Origin of the sequence: Allobosea sp., assembly GCF_035944895.1 — a bacterium.
In the GTDB taxonomy this organism is placed as follows: Bacteria; Pseudomonadota; Alphaproteobacteria; order Rhizobiales; family Beijerinckiaceae; genus Allobosea.
The window spans coordinates 444,075-462,853 of sequence record NZ_DASZAT010000005.1; the positions used below are offsets into that span (position 1 = coordinate 444,075).

20 protein-coding genes are annotated in these 18,779 nt (G+C 67.1%); 16 read left to right on the top strand and 4 right to left on the bottom strand.

Annotated elements, in window-relative coordinates:
* The first annotated feature begins 80 nt into the window (after positions 1-80).
* Genes VGV58_RS04470 through VGV58_RS04500 form a run of 7 tightly spaced genes read left to right on the top strand, consistent with a single transcriptional unit; the run spans position 81 to position 6,641 of the window.
* On the top strand, positions 81-659 hold the full coding sequence (locus VGV58_RS04470; RefSeq protein WP_326872776.1) for a VOC family protein: 579 nt from the start codon (positions 81-83) through the stop codon (positions 657-659).
* Positions 656-1,081, top strand: a complete 426-nt coding sequence (locus VGV58_RS04475) for a nuclear transport factor 2 family protein (RefSeq protein ID WP_326872777.1) — start codon at positions 656-658, stop codon at positions 1,079-1,081. Before VGV58_RS04470 ends, VGV58_RS04475 begins: the two co-directional genes overlap by 4 nt.
* A 60-nt stretch (positions 1,082-1,141) precedes the next feature.
* Positions 1,142-2,026: a fumarylacetoacetate hydrolase family protein gene (locus VGV58_RS04480; protein WP_326872778.1), complete on the top strand. Its 885-nt coding sequence runs from the start codon at positions 1,142-1,144 to the stop codon at positions 2,024-2,026.
* A 23-nt stretch (positions 2,027-2,049) separates the two neighbouring features.
* Complete coding sequence (locus VGV58_RS04485) at positions 2,050-3,711, top strand: FAD-dependent monooxygenase (RefSeq protein WP_326872779.1); 1,662 nt, start codon at positions 2,050-2,052, stop codon at positions 3,709-3,711.
* Between the two features lie 43 nt (positions 3,712-3,754).
* Positions 3,755-4,795: a TRAP transporter substrate-binding protein gene (locus VGV58_RS04490; protein WP_326872780.1), complete on the top strand. Its 1,041-nt coding sequence runs from the start codon at positions 3,755-3,757 to the stop codon at positions 4,793-4,795.
* Positions 4,792-5,337 (top strand): TRAP transporter small permease, encoded by a 546-nt coding sequence (locus VGV58_RS04495; protein ID WP_326872781.1) that lies wholly within the window; start codon positions 4,792-4,794, stop codon positions 5,335-5,337. The genes VGV58_RS04490 and VGV58_RS04495 overlap by 4 nt, the downstream gene beginning before the upstream one ends.
* Positions 5,334-6,641 (top strand): TRAP transporter large permease, encoded by a 1,308-nt coding sequence (locus tag VGV58_RS04500; RefSeq protein ID WP_326872782.1) that lies wholly within the window; start codon positions 5,334-5,336, stop codon positions 6,639-6,641. Before VGV58_RS04495 ends, VGV58_RS04500 begins: the two co-directional genes overlap by 4 nt.
* A 237-nt stretch (positions 6,642-6,878) precedes the next feature.
* Here the strand turns inward: VGV58_RS04500 and VGV58_RS04505 are convergent, their stop codons facing one another.
* Positions 6,879-7,622: an FCD domain-containing protein gene (locus tag VGV58_RS04505; RefSeq protein ID WP_326872783.1), complete on the bottom strand. Its 744-nt coding sequence runs from the start codon at positions 7,620-7,622 to the stop codon at positions 6,879-6,881.
* A 121-nt stretch (positions 7,623-7,743) separates the two neighbouring features.
* Here VGV58_RS04505 and VGV58_RS04510 point away from each other — a divergent pair, with 121 nt between their 5' ends.
* From VGV58_RS04510 to VGV58_RS04550, 9 genes are all read left to right on the top strand, one after another.
* Positions 7,744-8,868 carry a cupin domain-containing protein gene (locus VGV58_RS04510; RefSeq protein ID WP_326872784.1) on the top strand — a complete coding sequence of 375 codons (1,125 nt, stop codon included), beginning with the start codon at positions 7,744-7,746 and terminating at the stop codon, positions 8,866-8,868.
* 12 nt (positions 8,869-8,880) lie between these two features.
* On the top strand, positions 8,881-9,792 hold the full coding sequence (locus VGV58_RS04515) for a fumarylacetoacetate hydrolase family protein (protein ID WP_326872785.1): 912 nt from the start codon (positions 8,881-8,883) through the stop codon (positions 9,790-9,792).
* Between the two features lie 61 nt (positions 9,793-9,853).
* A complete protein-coding gene (locus tag VGV58_RS04520; protein WP_326872786.1) occupies positions 9,854-11,050 on the top strand; it encodes an ABC transporter substrate-binding protein in 1,197 nt (398 codons plus the stop codon).
* A gap of 62 nt (positions 11,051-11,112) precedes the next feature.
* Entirely contained in the window at positions 11,113-12,027 is a 915-nt protein-coding gene (locus VGV58_RS04525) for a branched-chain amino acid ABC transporter permease (protein ID WP_326872787.1), read from the top strand.
* Between the two features lie 8 nt (positions 12,028-12,035).
* Positions 12,036-13,007: a branched-chain amino acid ABC transporter permease gene (locus VGV58_RS04530; RefSeq protein WP_326872788.1), complete on the top strand. Its 972-nt coding sequence runs from the start codon at positions 12,036-12,038 to the stop codon at positions 13,005-13,007.
* The gene (locus VGV58_RS04535; protein WP_326872789.1) at positions 13,000-13,776 is read left to right on the top strand and encodes an ABC transporter ATP-binding protein; all 777 of its coding nucleotides are present in this window, start codon (positions 13,000-13,002) and stop codon (positions 13,774-13,776) included. Before VGV58_RS04530 ends, VGV58_RS04535 begins: the two co-directional genes overlap by 8 nt.
* Positions 13,770-14,465, top strand: coding sequence for an ABC transporter ATP-binding protein (locus tag VGV58_RS04540; RefSeq protein WP_326872790.1), 696 nt, complete (start codon positions 13,770-13,772; stop codon positions 14,463-14,465). Before VGV58_RS04535 ends, VGV58_RS04540 begins: the two co-directional genes overlap by 7 nt.
* 10 nt (positions 14,466-14,475) lie before the next feature.
* Positions 14,476-15,360 (top strand): alpha/beta hydrolase, encoded by an 885-nt coding sequence (locus tag VGV58_RS04545; protein WP_326872791.1) that lies wholly within the window; start codon positions 14,476-14,478, stop codon positions 15,358-15,360.
* A gap of 20 nt (positions 15,361-15,380) precedes the next feature.
* On the top strand, positions 15,381-16,037 hold the full coding sequence (locus VGV58_RS04550) for a flavin reductase family protein (protein ID WP_326872792.1): 657 nt from the start codon (positions 15,381-15,383) through the stop codon (positions 16,035-16,037).
* A gap of 137 nt (positions 16,038-16,174) precedes the next feature.
* Here VGV58_RS04550 and VGV58_RS04555 read toward each other — a convergent pair whose 3' ends face one another.
* Genes VGV58_RS04555 through VGV58_RS04565 form a run of 3 tightly spaced genes read right to left on the bottom strand, consistent with a single transcriptional unit; the run spans position 16,175 to position 18,779 of the window.
* Positions 16,175-16,918: an ABC transporter ATP-binding protein gene (locus tag VGV58_RS04555; protein ID WP_326872793.1), complete on the bottom strand. Its 744-nt coding sequence runs from the start codon at positions 16,916-16,918 to the stop codon at positions 16,175-16,177.
* Positions 16,915-17,895, bottom strand: coding sequence for a FecCD family ABC transporter permease (locus tag VGV58_RS04560; protein WP_326872794.1), 981 nt, complete (start codon positions 17,893-17,895; stop codon positions 16,915-16,917). The genes VGV58_RS04555 and VGV58_RS04560 overlap by 4 nt, the downstream gene beginning before the upstream one ends.
* On the bottom strand, positions 17,892-18,779 hold the full coding sequence (locus VGV58_RS04565; protein ID WP_326872795.1) for an ABC transporter substrate-binding protein: 888 nt from the start codon (positions 18,777-18,779) through the stop codon (positions 17,892-17,894). Before VGV58_RS04565 ends, VGV58_RS04560 begins: the two co-directional genes overlap by 4 nt.

Sequence of the window (18,779 nt, forward strand, 5' to 3'; positions counted from 1 at the left end):
TATAGCGGCATTAGCCATTCCTCACGAACAAGCAGCGGCCGCCTCGGAAAACCGGGAGACTGCCCTTTCGGGAGGACAGCATGGAGATCATCAAGCCCGCGTTCCATCACGTCACCTTCAAGACGAGCCGTCTTGACGAGATGGTGGCGTGGTACGGCACGGTCGTCGGTGCCAGGCCGAACTTCCAGGACGCCAACAATGCCTGGACGACCAATGACGAGGCCAATCACCGCGTCGCCTTCCTCTCTGCGCCCGGGCTTGGCGACGATCCCGACAAGCGCAGCCATAACGGCATGCACCACAGTGCCTTCGAGTATGGGAGCTTTGCCGACCTGATGTCGTCCTATGCCCGCCTGCGGGACGAGGGCATCCAGCCTGCCTTCAGCCTCGACCACGGCATGACGATCTCGATCTACTACAAGGATCCCGAGGGCAATTTCGTCGAACTGCAATGCGACACCTACGGCGACTGGAGGCAGTCGAGCGAATGGATGCGTTCCTCGCCGGATTTCGCCGCCAATCCGATCGGCACCTTCTTCGATCCGGAGAAGGTCTATCAGGCCCATAAGGGCGGCCAGGGCTTCGACGAGCTGCATGTCGCGATGCGCCGCGGCGACTACCAGCCCGCCGGCACGCCCGATCTCGGTCTGCCGGCGTGACCGGCGCTGCGCTCGCTCCGCAGGACCGGCTCGCGATCGAGCAGCTGATCCAGCGTCATGCCTGGCTGATCGATCATGGCGAGGCGGACAAGGTCGGCGCGCTCTTCGCTGACGAGGGGGCGCTCTACGGCATCGGTCCCGACAAGATCGGTCGCATGGCCATCGCCGAATGGGGCCGCCAGCGCGCCGCGATGACCGAACGCCGTTCGCGCCATCTTCAGAGCAACATCCTGATCGAGCCCGTCGCCCCGGATGCGGCGCGCGGCTGGGTCGCGCTGACGCTCTACCGCCATGATGGACCGGGCTCGGGATCAGCGACGCCGCTGCTCATCGCCGAATATGCCGATCGCTATGTCAGGGAGCCGGATGGCTCCTGGCTCTTTGCCGAGCGGCGGCTGACCGCCCTGTTCGGCGCCGCCTGACAAACTGACAGATTCATCGCCTCGCCACGCTGGCTGGAGGCGCCCGAGAAGGAGGACACCATGCGTCTCGCCACCATCCTGAGCGGCGGCAAGCCTGTTCTCGCCGCCTATCGCGGCCAGGAGCTGATCGACCTCGCCAAGGCCGGCCCGAGCTTGCCGGGCGACATGCTCGCCGTCCTCACAGGCGGCGAGGCGGCCCGCGCGGCAATCGCCAAGGCGCTCGACACCGCACCGGCCGCGGCCGTGCTCGACCCGCAGGCCGTGACCTTCCTGCCGGTGGTGCCGCGCCCCGGCAAGATCATATGCGTCGGGCTGAACTATGCCGACCATTCGGCCGAAAGCGGGTTCAAGCAGCCGGACTACCCGACGCTGTTCGGCCGTTTCGCTACCAGCCTGATCGGCCACAAGGCGTCCCTGATCCGCCCGAACCTGTCCGATCAGCTCGACTATGAGGGCGAGATCGCGGCGGTGATCGGCCGGCGCGCCAAGCATGTGCCGAAGGCGAGCGCGCTCGACCATATCGCTGGCTATGCCGTCTTCAACGAAGGCTCGGTCCGCGACTACCAGTTCAAGGCGCCGCAATGGACCGTCGGCAAGAACTTCGACGGCACCGGCGCCTTCGGCCCGGCGCTGGTGACATCGGATGAGCTCCCGCCCGGCGCACGCGGCCTCAGGCTCACGACCAGGCTGAACGGTGAGACCGTGCAGAGCGCCAGCACCGACGACATGGTCTTCGACGTCGCGAGCCTGATCTCGATCATCAGCGAGGCGATCACGCTGGAGCCCGGCGATGTCATCGTCACCGGCACGCCGGCGGGTGTCGGCGTGGCGCGCAAGCCCCAGCTCTTCATGAAGCCCGGCGATGTCTGCGAGGTCGAGGTCGAGGGCATCGGCCTCCTCGTCAACCCGATCGCGCAGGAAGCTGCGGAGCGGGCCGCAGCCTGATCGCAGATGGGGAGCTGAGAACCGTGATCAAGACCGGCAAGGACATCGACGTATTGATCGCCGGCGCCGGGCCGGTCGGCCTCGCGGCCGCGATCGAGCTCGGCCAGCGCGGCATTCGCTGCCTCGTCGTCGAGCGCAACGACCGCGTCGGCTACTCGCCGCGCGCCAAGACCACCAATGTCCGCAGCCGCGAGCATTTGCGTCGCTGGGGCATCGCCGACGCCCTGCGCGCGGCCTCGCCTATCCCGCCGGACTATCCTTCCAATGTTGTCTTCGCGACGCGGATGAACGGCCCCGAGCTCGCCCGCTTCGGCAATGCGTTGAACGGCAGCCGCGCCCGCAACGACCTCTATTCGGAAGAGGCGCAATGGGTGCCGCAATATGTGCTGGAGGAGGTGCTACGCCAGCACGCCGCCTCGCTACCCGGCGTCGAGATCCGCTTCAACACCGAGCTCACCTCCTTCGCCGATGATGGCCGCAGCGTCGTCTCGCGCCTGAAGGATGTGACCAGCGGCGCGGAGCGCGAGGTATCCGGCGCCTATTTGATCGGCGCCGACGGCGCGCGCAGCTCGGTGCGGGAAGCGATCGGCGCCAAAATGGAGGGCGAAGGCGCCTTCTCGAAGAACTACAACATCATCTTCCGCGCACCCGGGCTGGCATCGCGCCACGCCCATGGCCCGGCGATCATGTACTGGATGGTCAACGAGGAGGTGCCCTCGCTGCTCGGGCCGATGGACAGCGAGGGCCTCTGGTTCTTCATGGCGACAAAGCTCGCCAACGATGTCGACCCGGCGAGCGTCGATCCGGTCGAGCTGATCCGCCGCGGCACCGGCCTCGCCGACCTCGACATCGAGATCGTCGGCCGCGACCCCTGGGTCGCGCACCGCCTGGTCGCCGATCGCTATGAGAAGGGCCGCGTCTTCCTCGCTGGCGATGCCTGCCACCTGCATCCGCCCTTCGGCGGCTTCGGCATGAACATGGGCATCGGCGACGCCGTCGACCTCGGCTGGAAGCTGGCGGCGGTGCTGCAGGGCTGGGGCGGGCCCGAGCTGCTCGCGAGCTATGCGGCCGAGCGGCGCAAGGTGCATGAGCGCACCATCGCCGAGGCGGTGATCAACTACGGCGCCGTCGGCAACCAGCTCGTCCGCCAGGGTCTGGAAGAGCCGGGCCCGCTCGGCGATGCCACGCGGCGTGAGGTCGGTGAATTGATCGAGGCGACGAAGCTGCGCGAATTCCGCACCCTCGGCATCGTGCTCGGCACGCGCTACGAGGATTCAGCCATCATCGTGCCCGATGGCAGCGCACCGCCGATCGAGCACTTCATGCTCTATGTGCCCTCGGCCCATCCGGGATGCCTTGCGCCCCATCTCTGGCTCGCCGACGGGTCGTCGCTTTATGACCATTTCGGCCGGGGCTTCACCCTGCTCGCCACGGCTGGCGACGGCGCAGAGGCAGCGCCACTGATCGCAGCGGCGACCCGCCTCGGTGTGCCGCTGACATTGCTGCTGCCAGGTGATCGCCGTCTGCCCGCCCGCTATGGCGCGCGTTTTGCCCTGATCAGGCCGGACCAGCATGTCGCCTGGCGTGGCGATACGCTCCCGGCCGATTGCGAGGCGCTGCTCGCCATCGTCACTGGCCGGATGAAACAGGACGCCGCAATCGGGATACCAGCCACGGCCGCCTAGAGAAGACGCATAAGAAACAAGACGACAGAACGGGGAGGATACGATGAAACGGGGAGTGATCGGTGCCTTGCTCGGCGCGGCGCTGGCGGTGTCGCTGGCGAGCACCGGAGCCATGGCGCAGACCGTCGAGCTCAAGGTCTCGCATTACCTGCCGCCGAACCACCAGATGCACAAGCAGCTGGAAGCCTGGAGCGCCGAGCTGGCGCAGCGCTCGAACGGCCGGCTCAAGCTCGCCATCTTCCCGGCTGCGCAGATGGGCCCGATGCCGCGGCAATACGACCTCGCCCGCACCGGAGTCGCCGACATCGCCTTCTTCCTGCACGGCGCCTTGCCCGGCCGCTTCCCGCTGACCGAGATCTCGCACCTGCCCTACGCCTTCAATCGCGGCGAGGGGGCGAGCGCCAAGGCGCTGAGCACGGCTGAGGCCTCCGGCATCCTGACCGAGCTCTCCGGCAAGCTCGCCGCCGAGCACGAGGGCACGAAGCCGCTCTATTTCATCGCGACGCCGACGCTGAGCCTGTTCTTCAACCGGCCGGCGGTGAAGAGCCCGGCCGGGATGCGCGGGCTGCGCATGCGCCATAACGGGCCGATCGCCTCGGCGATGCTCGAAGCCTGGGGCGCGACGCCGGCTGCGGTGCCGCCGGCCGAGCTGGCAGATTCGCTGTCAAAGGGCACGATCGCCGGCATGTTCTTCAACTACGAGGCGGCGAAGTCCTTCCAGATGGCAGAGAGCGTCAAGTCGGTGACGCAGCTCGACGCCGCCGCGGGCACCTTCGCGCTGGTGATGAACGCGGAGAAGTACAAGTCGCTGCCCGACGACCTGCGCAAGCTGATCGACGATACGACCGGCCCGGCGGCAGCCCGCAAGGTCGGCGCCATCTATGATCAGGCGGAGGAGGAGGGACGAGCTTATCTGCGCGCCGCCAATGCCGAAATCCCCGAGCTCAGCGGCGCCGAGCGGGCCGCCTTCGAGGAACTCGCCAAGCCGATCACGGCGAGCTTCATCGCCAGGGTCGAGGCCAAGGGCATCAAGGCGAAGCCGTTCTATGACGAGCTGCGCGCCGCCGTGGCTGCCGCCAAATGAGCCCTGGCAAGCTCCGCCGCCTCGACCCCGCGCGGCTGCTGACCATGGCCGGCGCGCTGGCGCTTGCGGTCATGGTTCTATGGACGATGGTCGATATCGGCGCCCGGCTCGCCTTCAACAAGCCGCTGCACGGCACGCTCGACCTGGTCGAGGTCACGCTGGTGCTCGTCGCCTTCCTCGCCTTGCCGGAATGCTTCCGCCGCGACGAGCAGATCAAGGTCGATCTGTTCGACACGATGGTGCGCCCGCGCACGCTGGCGGCGATGCGGCTCGCCGGCGAGGTCGCGACGCTCGCATTCCTGGCCCTGCTGGCCGTGACCCTGATCCAGCCGCTCATGGATGCCTATCGCTTCGGCGACCAGAAGCCCGATCTGCCGGTGCCGATCTTCCTGCTGCTGCTCGCGATCGAGCTGGCGCTGATTGTCTCGATCTTCGTCGTGCTTGGCCGCGCGATCGGGCAAGCCCGAGCTTTCCCGCGCACGGCCGATGCCGTTGCCCCGCATCCTCCGGCCCTGCATGGCAACAACGGAGCCGCCTCATGAGCGCGACCTCCATCGGCCTGATCGGCATGGCGACCCTGGTCGGCATGATCCTGGCGCGCATCCCGGTCGGCGTCGCGCTCGGCCTCGTCGGCTTCGTCGGTTACGCCGCGATCGACGGCTTCGCCAAGGCGCGCCTCGTCTTCGGCGCGGTGCCGCTCGAACTCTCCTCCGCCTATGCGCTCTCCGTCCTGCCGCTGTTCACGCTGATGGGCGCGCTGGCGACGATGGCCGGCCTCTCGGGTGACCTGTTCCGGGCGAGCAATGCGATTTTCGCCGGCATGCGTGGCTCGCTCGCCATGGCGGCAGTCGGTGCTTCGGCCGCCTTCGGCGCGGTCTGCGGCTCCTCGCTGGCGACCGCGGCGACGATGAGCCGGATCTCGATCCCGCAAATGCTGAAGGCCGGCTATTCGCCGGCGCTGGCGGCGGGGGTGGTCGCGGCCGGCGGCACTCTCGGCATCCTGATCCCGCCCTCGCTGATCCTGATGATCTACGGCATCATCGCCCAGCTCTCGATCATCAAGCTCTTCGCCGCCGCGCTCATCCCTGGTCTCGTCCTGACCGGGCTCTATCTGCTGACCGTCTCTGTCTGGGTGCGCCTGCGGCCGGAGGCGGCGCCGAAGCTGCCGAGCGAAGGCAAGGCACAGGCGTTCCGGCTCGTCCTCAACATCTGGGATGTGGCGGCGCTTTTCCTCGTCACCTTCGGCGGCATCTATCTCGGCTGGTTCAGCCCGACCGAGGCGGCCGCCGTCGGCGCCTTCGGTGCCTTGCTGCTCGGGCTGCTGCGCAAGGGATTCGCCCGCGGCGACATCAGCACCGCCTTCACCGAGACGACGCGGATCACCGCCAACCTCGTGCTGATCGTGCTGGGATCGACGATCTTCTCCTATTTCGTCGTGCAGACCGGCATGGCGCAATCGGTCGTCAGAGGGATCACGGCGCTCGGTCTGTCGCCGCTCTCGGTGATGCTGCTGCTGATCGCCTTCTATGTCTTCCTCGGCTGTTTCCTCGAAGGCATCGGCATGGTGCTGGTGACGGTGCCGGTCCTGCTGCCGCTGGTGCTGTCCACTGGCTACGATCCGATCTGGTTCGGCGTGCTCCTCGTTATCGTCGTCGAGATCGGCCTGATTCACCCGCCGGTCGGGATGAACCTTTTCGTCATCCGGACGCAGGCGCCGGAGATCAGCCTCGGCGCGATGTATCGCGGGGTACTGCCATTCCTGGCCGGGCCCTTCCTGCTGATCGCGATGCTGCTCGTCTGGCCGGATCTCGCGCTCTGGCTGCCAAGATCGATGTCGCTCAACTAGGGCATTTTCGAGCGAAGCGAGCGCCGGCTTCGCGTGAAGAAAATACGATAAAACAAAGGCGTAGAGCAATTCTGCAGTTCGGAGAATTGCGGATTTTCTCCAGTGTGCGCTCAAGTAGCCCCGGAGCATCCGATGCTGTGACATCTGCGCGCCGCAAGCGGCCATTCGGACTTCGCTGGCAAGCGGCTCTGCCCTTTGCCGGCGCCGGGCCGACGCTTCGGCTTGCCTGGAAACGCGTTAGTTGGCTCGAGGCGACATCTGCGCCTCGATCAGTTCCGCCGTTCGCCGGTAGTGCGCGGCAAGAAGGGCCTGCGCCTTGTCGGCATCTCTCGCGAGCGTCGCGTCCATGATCTGCCGATGCTCGAGCGCCACGTCGCGCGTGCCCGTCGGCATCTTTCCCGCGAGCGCTGGCAGGCGATAGCGCTGGGTCTCGACATGAAGCTGGTCGGACAGGTTGATCAGCCGGCGAGAGCCGCATCTGGCGATCAGCGCGCTATGGAATTCCTGATGGCGGATTTCGAGCGTTGAGAGTTCGTCGACGCTGAGCTCGCGGCCGATCGGAGCGAGCCGGCGCACCTGCAGGTCCAGCGCATGGAAGGCCGCGACGATCCCAGCCTCCCAGTCATCGTCGCCGCGCTCGATCGAGCGCTTCAGAGCCTCGCATTCGATCAGCGACCGCGTCTCCGTCACATCCCACATCTCTTCGATCGAGACGGGAGCGACTGAAAAGCCGCGCAGCGCTGCCGCCAGCACGAGCCTTTCGGTCTGCAGCCGGTTCAAGGCCTCGCGCAGGGGCGAGAAACTCAAGCCGTAGCGCTGACGCAGGAATTCGAGCCGCAGCGGCTGGCCGGGCTCGAAGACACCCGCAACGATATCGCTCCGCAGCCGCCGATAGGCGGTTTCGGCCGCTGTGAACGACGCCTCGGGTGACGCCGTCTCGTCATGGCTCGCCATGGCTGCCGCATTCCGCTTCACGCGCACGATTCGATCCCATTCCTCGGTTCCGGGTCGACTCTACACGAATGCATATCTAACGCAAAAATATCTTTCTTTCGAAAATCCTGCATGCTAACCAAAATCACCCGATTGAGAGGAGGCCGCCATGTCAGCTCCGAAGCAGAACCATCGAGAGGACGTCGCCGGGCGCGCGAACGTCGAGGACACGCCAGAGCTGCTGGCCTATTACGAGGAGCTGGAGGCGCTCGAAGCGGGCGCGCTCTGGACCGTGGCCAACAAGATCGAGCCCTGGGCGCCCAAGTCAGCCTCCGTCCCCGTCCTCTGGCGCTATCGCGACCTGCGTGAGCATGTCTTGCGCTCGGTCGAGCTGGTGACGCCCGAAAAGGCCGGCCGCCGCGTGATCTACCTGAACAATCCCGGCCGGCGGGACGTCTCCGCCGCCGTGGGCTGGCTCTATTCCGGCCTGCAGGTCATGCACCCCGGCGAGACCGCGTCCGCCCATGCGCATTCAGCCTCGGCGCTGCGCTTCATCATGGAAGGCTCGGGCGCGTACACGATCGTCGACGGCCACAAGATGACGCTCGGGGCCAACGACTTCGTGCTGACGCCGAATGGCACCTGGCACGAGCATGGCGTCTCGTCCGACGGTTCGCCCTGCATCTGGCAGGACGGTCTCGACATCCCGCTGGTCAACGCGCTGGAAGCGAATTTCTACGCGGTCCATTCCGACCTGCGCCAGGCTGTCGGCTATCCCGTCGACGATATGACCGGGGCCTGGGGCAATCCCGGCCTGCGGCCGGCAGGCCATGACTGGGGCAAGCCCTACTCGCCGCTGCTGAAATACGAATGGGCTCCGACCTACGAGGCGCTGACGCGCTTTGCCAAGGTGACGGATGGCTCGGCCTTCGACGGCGTGCTGATGAACTACGTCAATCCGGTCACCGGCGGGCCGGTGATGCAGACCATCGGCGCCTCGATGCAGATGCTGCGGCCGGGCGAGAAGACCAAGGCACATCGCCATACCGGCAGCTTCATCTACCAGGTCGCCAAGGGCAGCGGCCATTCGGTCATCGACGGCAAGCGCTTCGATTGGCAGGAGCGCGACATCTTCTGCGTGCCGTCCTGGGCCTGGCACGAGCACGCCAACGCATCGGCAAGCGACGATGCCTGCCTCTTCGCTTTCAACGACATGCCGGTGATGAACTCGCTCGGCCTCTATCGCGAGGAAGCGTTCGGCGACAATGGCGGCCACCAGCCGCTCGCACTCTGAGGGCTGCCGATCATGCGTCTTGTTACCTATCGCAGCGCGATCGAAGCCTCGGCGCGTCTCGGCGTCATCGAGGACGATCTCGTCATCGACGTCGCCGCCCTCGGCGCCTGTGCCGATCTCGATCTGCCCTCGGCGATGCTCGATCTCATCGACCTCGGGCCGGCCGGGCTGGCGTCGCTGAGCGCGCTGCTGGACCAGTATCGTGGGCGCTGGCCCGCCCATTCGGCCTTCCCGCTCGTCAATGTCAGGCTGCTGGCCCCGATACCGCGCCCTCGAAAGAACATTTTCGGCATCGGCCTCAATTACGTCGAGCATGTCGCGGAATCGGCCGCGACGCTCGACACGCCGAAGGAGCTGCCGAAGCAGCCCGTGATCTTCTCGAAGCCGCCGACCAGCGTCATCGGTCCCGGCGAGGCGATCGAGCACAACGGCAGGATCACGCAGCAGCTGGACTGGGAGGTCGAGCTCGCGGTGGTCATGGGCCGCACCGCGCGCCGCGTCACCGAAGCCGAGGCGATGGGTTTCGTCTTCGGCTACAGCGTGATGATCGATGTCAGCGCCCGCGACAATCGTCGCGCCGGCCAGTGGATCTACTCGAAGGGCCAGGACACCTACGCGCCCTTCGGCCCCTGCATCGTCACGGCCGACGAGGTCACTGAGCCGCATGCGCTCGACCTCTGGCTGACCGTCAATGGTGAGACCAAGCAGCGCTCCAACACGCGCCATATGCTGTTCAAGATCCCGGTGCTGATCGCCGACATCAGCGCTGCGATCACCCTGGAACCCGGCGACATCATCGCCACCGGCACGCCGGACGGCGTCGGGGCAGGCCGGACGCCGCAGGAATGGCTCTGGCCGGGAGATGTGGTCGAAGCCGGTGTCGACGGCATCGGGCAGATCCGCCACCCCGTCGTGGCGGCCTGACATCCAAGCATCAACGACAAAAGGCCGCGGTCACAGCCGTGCCGACACGGAGGGGAATTCGATGAACAGGTCAGCATTCACACGCAGGATGATCGTCGCCAGCCTCGCATCGGCAGCCACGATCCCGATGATGCAATCAGCCTTCGCCCAGGCCGGCGCGAACGCTCCGGTCACAATCGGCTTCATCACCACGCTCTCGACGCCGGCCGGCTATATCGGCGAGGACATCCGCGCCGGCTTCCAGCTCGCCTTGACTGACGGCAAGCTTGGCGGCGTGCCTGTCATCCTCGCGGTCGAGGACGATGCGCTGAAGCCGGCGAACGCCAAGCAGGCGGCAGACCGGCTGATCCAGTCCGGCGTCAAGCTCTTCACCGGCGTGAACTTCTCGAACGTGCTCGCGGCCGTGGTCCCGGGCGTCCTGGAATCTGGCGGCTATTATGTCAGCCTCAATCCCGGCCCTTCGTCCTTTGCAGGCGAGCGCTGCCACCGGAACTATTTCGTCGCCTCCTACCAGAACGACGCCTTCCACGAGGCGGCAGGTCTTTCCGCCAACCGGCTCGGCTACAAGCGCGTCGCGCTGCTGGCGCCGAACTACCAGGCCGGCCGCGATGCGCTGGAGGGCTTCAAGCGCACCTTCAAGGGCGAGATTGTCGGCGAGATCTACACCAAGCTCGACCAGACCGACTTCTCGGTCGAGCTCGCGCGTGTCCGCTCGCTCGCGCCTGAGGCGATCTACCAGTTCCACCCCGGCGGCGCCGGCATCAACTTCGCCAAGCAATATGCCAATGCCGGACTGGGCAAGAGCATTCCCATGCTGATCCCGGCCTTCTCGATGGATGCGCATATGGTCGGCGCGACCGGCGATGCCGCGGACGGCATCTACGCCTCCGCGCTCTGGACGCCCGAGGCCACCAACCCAGCCTCCAAGGCTTTCGTCGACGCTTTCCGCAAGGCCTATTCCCGGACCCCGACCATGTATGCCCAGCAGGCCTATGACACAGCCAACCTGATCGGCAGTGCCCTCAAGGCGGTGAATGGCGACATCGGCAAGCAGGACGAGTTCCGCAAGGCGCTGCTGGCGGCGCAGTTCACGGCGGTACGCGGCAAGTTCTCCTTCGGGCCGAACCAACATCCGGTGCAGGACTACTATCTGACGAAGTTCGAGAAGCGCCCTTCCGGCGAGATCGTGCAGACGATCGTCCGCAAGATCGCCGAGGACTACGGCGACGCCTACGCCGCCCAGTGCAAGCTCAACTGAGCACTGAAAAATCGGCCGGCACGTTTGACGCCTGATTCACCGCGCAACAAGGGCGTGTGGAGATGATCCTCTTTGTCGAGCAGGCGCTCAATGGCCTGCAATACGGATCGATGCTGTTTCTGCTGGCATCGGGATTGACGCTGATCTTCGGGATCATGGGGGTGATCAATCTCACCCATGGCGCCTTCTACATGGTCGGCGCCTATTGCGCGGCATTCGCGGTGCTCTCCACCGGTTCCTTCCTGGTCGGCATTGCGGCGGCCCTGATCGGGGCCGGGCTCTATGCGGTGCTCGTCGAAGTCGCGGTGGTGCAATGGCTGTACCGCCGCGACCATCTCTACCAGGTGCTGGCGACGCTCGGCCTGATCCTGTTCACCAACGAAGCCGTGAGCATGATCTTCGGCCGTCGCCCGCCGCTGATGGACATCCCGTCCTTCCTGCAGGGCTCGGTGCCGCTGCTACCGGGCCTCGACTACCCGTTGATGCGCGTCGCCTTCATCGTCACCGGCGCGCTGGTCGCGATCGGCCTGTGGCTGCTCGTCAACCACACCCGCGTCGGCATGCTGATCCGGGCCGGTGCCGACGACCGCGAGATGGTCGATGCGCTCGGCGTCGATATCCGCCGGCTCTACACGCTGGTCTTCGGATTGGGTGGCGCGCTCTGCGGACTCGCCGGCGTCATGGCCGCGCCGCTGCTCGCCATCGAGATCGGCATGGGCGAGCGGGTGCTGATCACCACCTTCGTCGTCATCGTCGTGGGCGGTGTCGGCTCGGTTCGCGGCGCGCTGGTCGGAGCGCTGCTCGTCGGCATGGTCGACAGCCTCGGGCGGGCCTACATCCCGCAGCTCCTGCTCTTGTCGCTGCCGGCCACGACGGCCGACACGCTCGGCGCCGGGCTGGTGTCGGCCAGCATCTATCTGCTGATGGCCATCGTCCTGCTCGTCCGGCCCAATGGCTTGCTGCCGGCGAGGGGGTGAGGGTGATGATGACCTCCCGCCTCCGCCTGGTTGTTATCGCCGGCGGGCTCATCCTCCTGCTGGCCGCTCCCATTCTCGCCCAGCTGACCGGCTCGGCCGGGTTGCTCGGCCTTGCCAACCGCATCGCCATCTACGCCATCGCCGCTGTCAGTCTCGACCTGATCCTGGGCTATGGCGCGCTGGTCAGCTTCGGCCATGCCATGTTCTTCGGGCTCGGCGGCTACGCCGTCGGCATCGTCGCCTTTCACACCGCCGCGGGCGAACCGCTGTTCGGCTGGTCGGGCTCGAATGCAGCGCTGATCGTCTGGCCGCTGGCGCTGGTGGCCTGCGCGCTTCTGGCCGCGATCGTCGGGGCGCTCTCGCTGAAGACCAGCGGCGTGCAGTTCATCATGATCACGCTCGCCTTCGCGCAGATGGTCTTCTTCGTGCTCGTCTCGCTGCAGAGCTATGGCGGCGATGACGGCCTGCTGCTCGACCGGCGTAATACGCTGCCCTTCATCGACCTCTCGCGGCCGACGACCTTCTACTATGTCTGCGTCGCGATGCTGATCGGCTGGACGGCCTTCTGTTCCAGGATCGTGAACTCCCGCTTCGGCCTCGTCCTCCAGGCGCTGCGGCAGAGCGAGCGGCGCTCGATCAACCTCGGGGTCGATCCGTTCCCGTTCCGGCTCGCAGCCTTCGTCATCTCCGCCGTCGGGACCGGCCTCGCCGGCGTGCTCTGGGCCAATTACGCCCGCTTCGTGTCGCCCGACATGGCCGTGTGGAGCAAGTCGGGCGAATTCATCGCGATCGTCGTGCTCGGCGGGCTGGGAACGCTGCTTGGCCCGATTGCCGGGGCCGCCGTCTTCATCGCGCTCGAGCAGCTCCTTTCGATCTGGACCGAGCATTGGATGATCGTGATGGGGCCGATCCTGACGCTGGTCGCGCTGTTCGGCCGCCGCGGTCTCGCCGGACGCCTGTTCGGAGAGCGAAATGGCTGAAGTGTCCTCTCAGCAGCAGGCACCGATCCTGGCGATCGACGGGCTGCGCAAGGCCTTTGGAGCGCTGGTCGCGACCGACGATGTCACGCTCGATATTCGCGCCGGCGAGCTCCATGCGCTCATCGGCCCGAACGGCGCCGGAAAATCGACGCTGATCACCCAGATCTGTGGGGAATTGAAGCCGGATACCGGCCGTATCCTGTTCGACGGGCGCGACGTCACCCGGCTGCGCCCCCATCTGCGCTCGCGGCTCGGGCTCGGGCGAACCTTCCAGATCACCCAGCTCTGTCCCGACTTCAGCGCAATCGAGAACGTGCTGCTGTCGATCGAGACCCGGGGCGGCGGCTCGTTCGACATGGTCTCGAACCCGCGCGGCAATGCCGGCGCCATCGCCAGTGCACGCGAGCGGCTCGCCGAGGTCGGCCTCGGTGATCTCGCCGACAGGCCGGCGGCGACACTCGCCCATGGCCAGCGCCGGCAGCTCGAGATCGCTGTCGCGCTTGCACGCGAGCCGAAGCTGCTACTGCTCGACGAGCCGATGGCCGGGCTCGGGCCGGAGGAAACGGCGGCGATGACCCGGCTGCTCGGCGGGTTGAAACGGCGCTACGCCATCCTCCTCGTCGAGCACGACATGGACGCCGTGTTCGCTTTGGCCGACCGCGTCAGCGTGCTGGTCTATGGGCGCGTCATCTTCACCGGCACGGTGGCGGAGGTACGGAGCGATCCCGCAGTCCGGGCCGCCTATCTCGGGGGAGAGCCGGCATGCTGAGCGTGCGCGAACTCGCGGCCGGCTACGGCCATGCGCGGGTCCTGTTCGGGCTGTCCTTCGAGGCCCGCACCGGCGAGGTCGTATCGCTGATTGGCCGCAACGGCATGGGCAAGACGACCACGATCCGCGCCATCATGGGACTGACTCGGTCCACCGGCGGCGAGATCGCGTTCGATGGCCGGCCGCTTGCCGGGCTGGCGCCGAACGCCATCGCCCGGCTCGGCATCGGGCTGGTGCCGGAAGGGCGGCGGGTGTTCCCCTCGCTGACGGTGGAGGAAAACCTGGTTGCCACCGCCCGCGGCGGCAGCGCCGGGCATTGGACCTTGCCGCGCGTCATCGAATTGTTCCCGCGCCTGGGCGAAAGGCGGCGGCAGTCGGCGAGGACCTTGTCGGGCGGCGAGCAGCAGATGCTGGCGGTCGGGCGCGCACTCATGACCAACCCGCGCCTCCTCATTCTCGACGAGGCGACGGAGGGACTCGCGCCGCTGATCCGCGCCGAGATCTGGCGCTGCCTACAGACGCTCAAGGCGGCAGGGCAGACCATCGTCGTCGTCGACAAGAACCTGTCGGAGATGGCCTCCCTGGTCGACCGCCACCACGTCGTCGAGAAGGGACGGATCGTCTGGGCCGGCACGCCGGCCGCGCTGCACGACGATCCCGATCTCGCCAGCCGCTATCTCGGTCTGTGAGGACATTGCCATGGCGCTGACAGCCAGCGAACCGGTCTATCGCGGCTTCGACCGCGCCACGCTCGACCGCGAGTACAATGCCCGTGAGAGCGTCGCCTCCTTTGACGCCGAATATGCCAAATACGCCTCGGTCAGCGCGCAGGTGCAACGGGAGCACGAGCGCATCGCCGGCATCGTCTATGACGAGGGCAGCGGCGAGACGCTCGACTTCTATCCGGCCGAACCTGGCGCCCCGCTCTTCCTCTGGGTCCATGGCGGCTACTGGCGGGCCAGCTCGAAGGACGACAACGCCTTCGTCGTGCCGGGCCCGAAGGCTCATGGCTTTGCCGTCGCGGTGATGAACTACACGCTGGCGCCGCAGGCCTCGCTCGACGAGATCGTCAGGCAGACGCGCGCTGCCGTTGCTTTCCTCCATGCCCGGCGCGCGCAATACGGTCTTGGCAGCCTCGCCGTCGGTGGCTCCTCGGCCGGCGGTCACCTCGTCGGGATGCTGCTGGCCGGCGGTTGGCAGGCCGATTTCGGACTGCCGGACGATGCCATTAGGGTTGGTCTGGCTCTGTCGGGACTGCACGACATCGAACCGCTGCGCTCCACCCATGTCGATGCCTGGCTCTGTCTGGACGATGCCGCGATCGCCCGCAACAGCCCGATCCGGCACATTCCCCGAAATTCGACTACGACATTGCTGGCCTCGGTCGGCGGGCTGGAAACCAGCGAGTTCCGACGCCAGACCGCTGACTATGCTGCAGCCTGGATCGCGGCGGGGCATCGCAGCGAGGTGATCGCAATGCCGCGACACAACCATTTCGACATAGCGCTGGACCTCGCCAGCTCCGATGGCGTGCTGGCGCCGGCTCTCGCTGCAGCGATGGGCGCCATGCCCGGTCGCTCCTGACGACAAGACCGAGGTCGAGCATGATCTTCGACATGGGCGCACTGCCCCCACAGGACCGCTACAAGATCATGACGGCGACGATCGTGCCGCGGCCCATCGCCTGGATCACCACGCTGTCGCGCGACGGCGTGCTCAATGCCGCTCCGTTCAGTTTCTTCAACATGATGGGCAACGACCCGCCGACTGTCGCCATTGGCATCATGCCGAAGGCCGGAGCGCTCAAGGATACCGCCGCCAATATCCTGGAAACCGGGGAGTTCGTCGTCAACCTGGTGGCGGAAACCGACGCTGCGGCGATGAACGTGACCTGCATCGATGCGCCGCCTGAGGTCGACGAGGTGGTCCTCGCCGGGCTGGAGGCCGCGGCCTCACGCTTCATCTCTCCGCCGCGCATCCGAACGGCGCGGGTCGCATTCGAGTGCCAGGCCCTGACCTCGCTCGTCACGGGGCCGCTGCAGACGATCGTCATCGGCCGCGTCCTGTGCGCCCATGTCGAGGACCGTTTCGTGCTGGATGCGGAACGCTGCCATATCGACACGGTGGCGCTCGAGCTTGTCGCCCGCATGCATGGAGGGGGCGCCTATCTGCGGAGCTCAGACCTGTTTCATCTGGAGCGGCCGAGCTGGGCCTCCTGGCAGGCGAAGGCCTCCCAGGAGGAGCGCGTCGCCACGAGCTGAGCTGGTCCTGTGGCGATTCTTCTGCAGGGCGATGCATCCGAATCCGGGACCTGCGTCGAGAGGCCGGAGCAGTCGTCGCACTTCAATGGCTCGACAATGAGCGGGCCAAGCGCGGCCAATTGATTGAGCCACTACCGCTACGCATCCAACCCGATAAGCCAATCGTTATCGCGGTCGAGCTTCTGCCGCTGAAGCCGTATGTTGAAGACGCGTTCCAGTTCGGGATCGTGGACCACCGACTCCGCATCTGCATCGGCCACTACTCGCCCGGCTTCGAGCAGCACGATGCGGTCGCAGAAGCGGGCTGCGAGATCGAGGTCGTGCATGATCACCACGACGACGGCCGTCTCGGCCAGCGACCGCAGCCGATGTGCCAGATCGAGCCGGTGGCGAATGTCCAGGCTGGCGCCGGGTTCGTCCGCGAGAATTATGCCCGGGCGCGGGGCGACGGTCGCGGCGAGCATGGTGCGCGCCCTCTCCCCGCCCGATAGCGCATTCCAGCGGCGGCCGGCGAGATCCTTCAACCCGTGCTCGCCGATGAGATCGGCAATCGGACGAGACGCGGCAGCGCGGCTCGCGCCCAGCGCGACGATCTCCTCGACCGAATAGTTCCAGGCGGGCTCGAGCTGTTGCGGGAGATAGCCGGCCGCCGCACCGCGTTCGGCCGCCGACCATTTCGTCAGATCACGGCCCTGCCAGAGGACCTGCCCGGCATCCGGCTGGCGATAGCCCGCCAGGACGCGCAGCAGCGTCGACTTGCCGGCGCCGTTGGGCCCGACGAGGCCTGTCAGTGTCCCCAGGCTGAAGCTCAGCGAGACATCGTCGAGTAGCCGCTTGCCGCCGGCTTCAACGCGGATCGAGCGGCATTCGATTCCGGTCATGCCCTGAGCCTCCGCGCCAGCAGCAGCAGGAAGAACGGTCCGCCGAACAGCGCCGTGATCAGCCCGAGCGGGACTTCGGCCGGCGGCAGCACGGCGCGCGCGATGCCGTCGCAGGCGCAGACGAGTGCAGCGCCGATCAAGGCGCTCGCCGGCAGCATGGCGGCATGGCGCGGCCCGGCCCACCAGCGCGCCAGATGCGGCGCGATCAGGCCGACGAAGGCGACGAGCCCGCCATAAGCGACGGCAGCGGCGACGATGCCGGCTCCGAGCAGGACCGCGATCCGGACGAAGCGGGCGGGATCGAGCCCGAAGGCGAAGGCCTGCTCCTCGCCCAGCCCGAGCAAGTCGAGCCCGCGCGCCAGCTTCATTGACAAGGCGAGCGCAGCGATGACCAGCGCCGATAGCAGCAAGAGCCCAGCGATATCCGGCGTCTGGATCCCGCCCAGCGTCCAGCTCAGCACGACCTGAAGGTTCACCGTGTCGTCGGAGAGGGCGAGCATCAGGAACGATCGCAGCGCCCCCAGCATCGCGGCAATCGCGACACCGGCGAGCAACAGGCCTGCCGTATCGGGCCGTCCATGCAGGCCGGCAATGGCGAGGACCAGCCAGGTCGCGCCCCAGGCACCGAGGAAGGACAGCCCGGCAAGAGCGGGCCCGGCGGGCAGGCCGAGCGGCACGAGGAGCGCGATGGTCGCGCCGATGGCAGCGCCGCCCGCGGAACCGAGCAGATAGGGCTCGGCCAGCGGGTTGCGGAACACGCCCTGGAAGATCGCGCCGCCCAGCCCCAGCAGCGCGCCAACCAAAGCCGCAGCCAGCACACGCGGCAGCCGCCAGACCATCAGGAGCTGGCTTTGCAGCGAGGTATCGCCCGACAAGGCTGCGACCAGCCTTGTCGGGCTAACCCAGTCATGGCCCGCCATGGCGCCGAAGGCGAGCGTCAGCAGGACGGCGAACACAAGGAGGGAGATACGTTTCATGGCTGGGCCGTCCGCCGCAGCAGTGCCGCCAGCTTCTCGATGCCGTCAACGGTGCGCGGCCCGGGGATCAGGAATTCGGCGCGCGCGACCAGATGGGCGTTGCCGCTGCGGACGGCGCGCAGCAGGCGCCAGCCGGGCTGGGCGACGAGCGCATCGAGCTCGTCCTTGCGTCCCGCGAAGAGCAGGATGTCGGGATCGGCGGCGATCACCGCCTCGGGCGAGACCTGGGCGACGATGGTGCGCTCCAGCGCGTGGCGCCCACCGGCCTTGACCATGGCATCGCCGGTATAGCTGTCGGCGCGCGCCACCAGCACCAGCCCGTTGCCGAGGCGGCCGGTGATCATCACCATGCTGGGTCGCCTCGCCGGAGCGGCGGCTTCGACCGCGGCAAGGCGCCGCTCTAGTACCTTGGCGACAGCATCACCGCGCTCCGCCTCTCCCGTCGCCTGCCCCACCAGGCGCAAATTGGCCATCACCTCGGCGACGCTGCGGCTGAGTAGAACGATGACGGGAATGCCGAGCCGGCGCATCGGCTCGATGAGCAGGTGCATCGCCTGGCGCGAGGGCGTGACGATCAGCAATTCGGGCCGCTGCGCGACGATGGCGTCGACCGAAAAGCCGAGCCGTCCGCCGACCTGAGGCCGGTCGAGGACCTCCGGCGGATAGCGCGTATAGGCCTCGATGCCGACGACCCGGTCTGACAGGCCAAGCGCCGCGACCAGCTCGGTGTTCGAGGCGAAGATCGGCACGATCCGCTGCGGCGCGCGGGCGATCTCCACCACCCGTCCGAGCGCATCGGTCAGCTGAACGGGCTCGGCTGCCGCCGCAGAGCAGATTGCGGGGATCAGTGCCAGGATCAGGCCGAGCGAGCGCAAGCGGGTCAT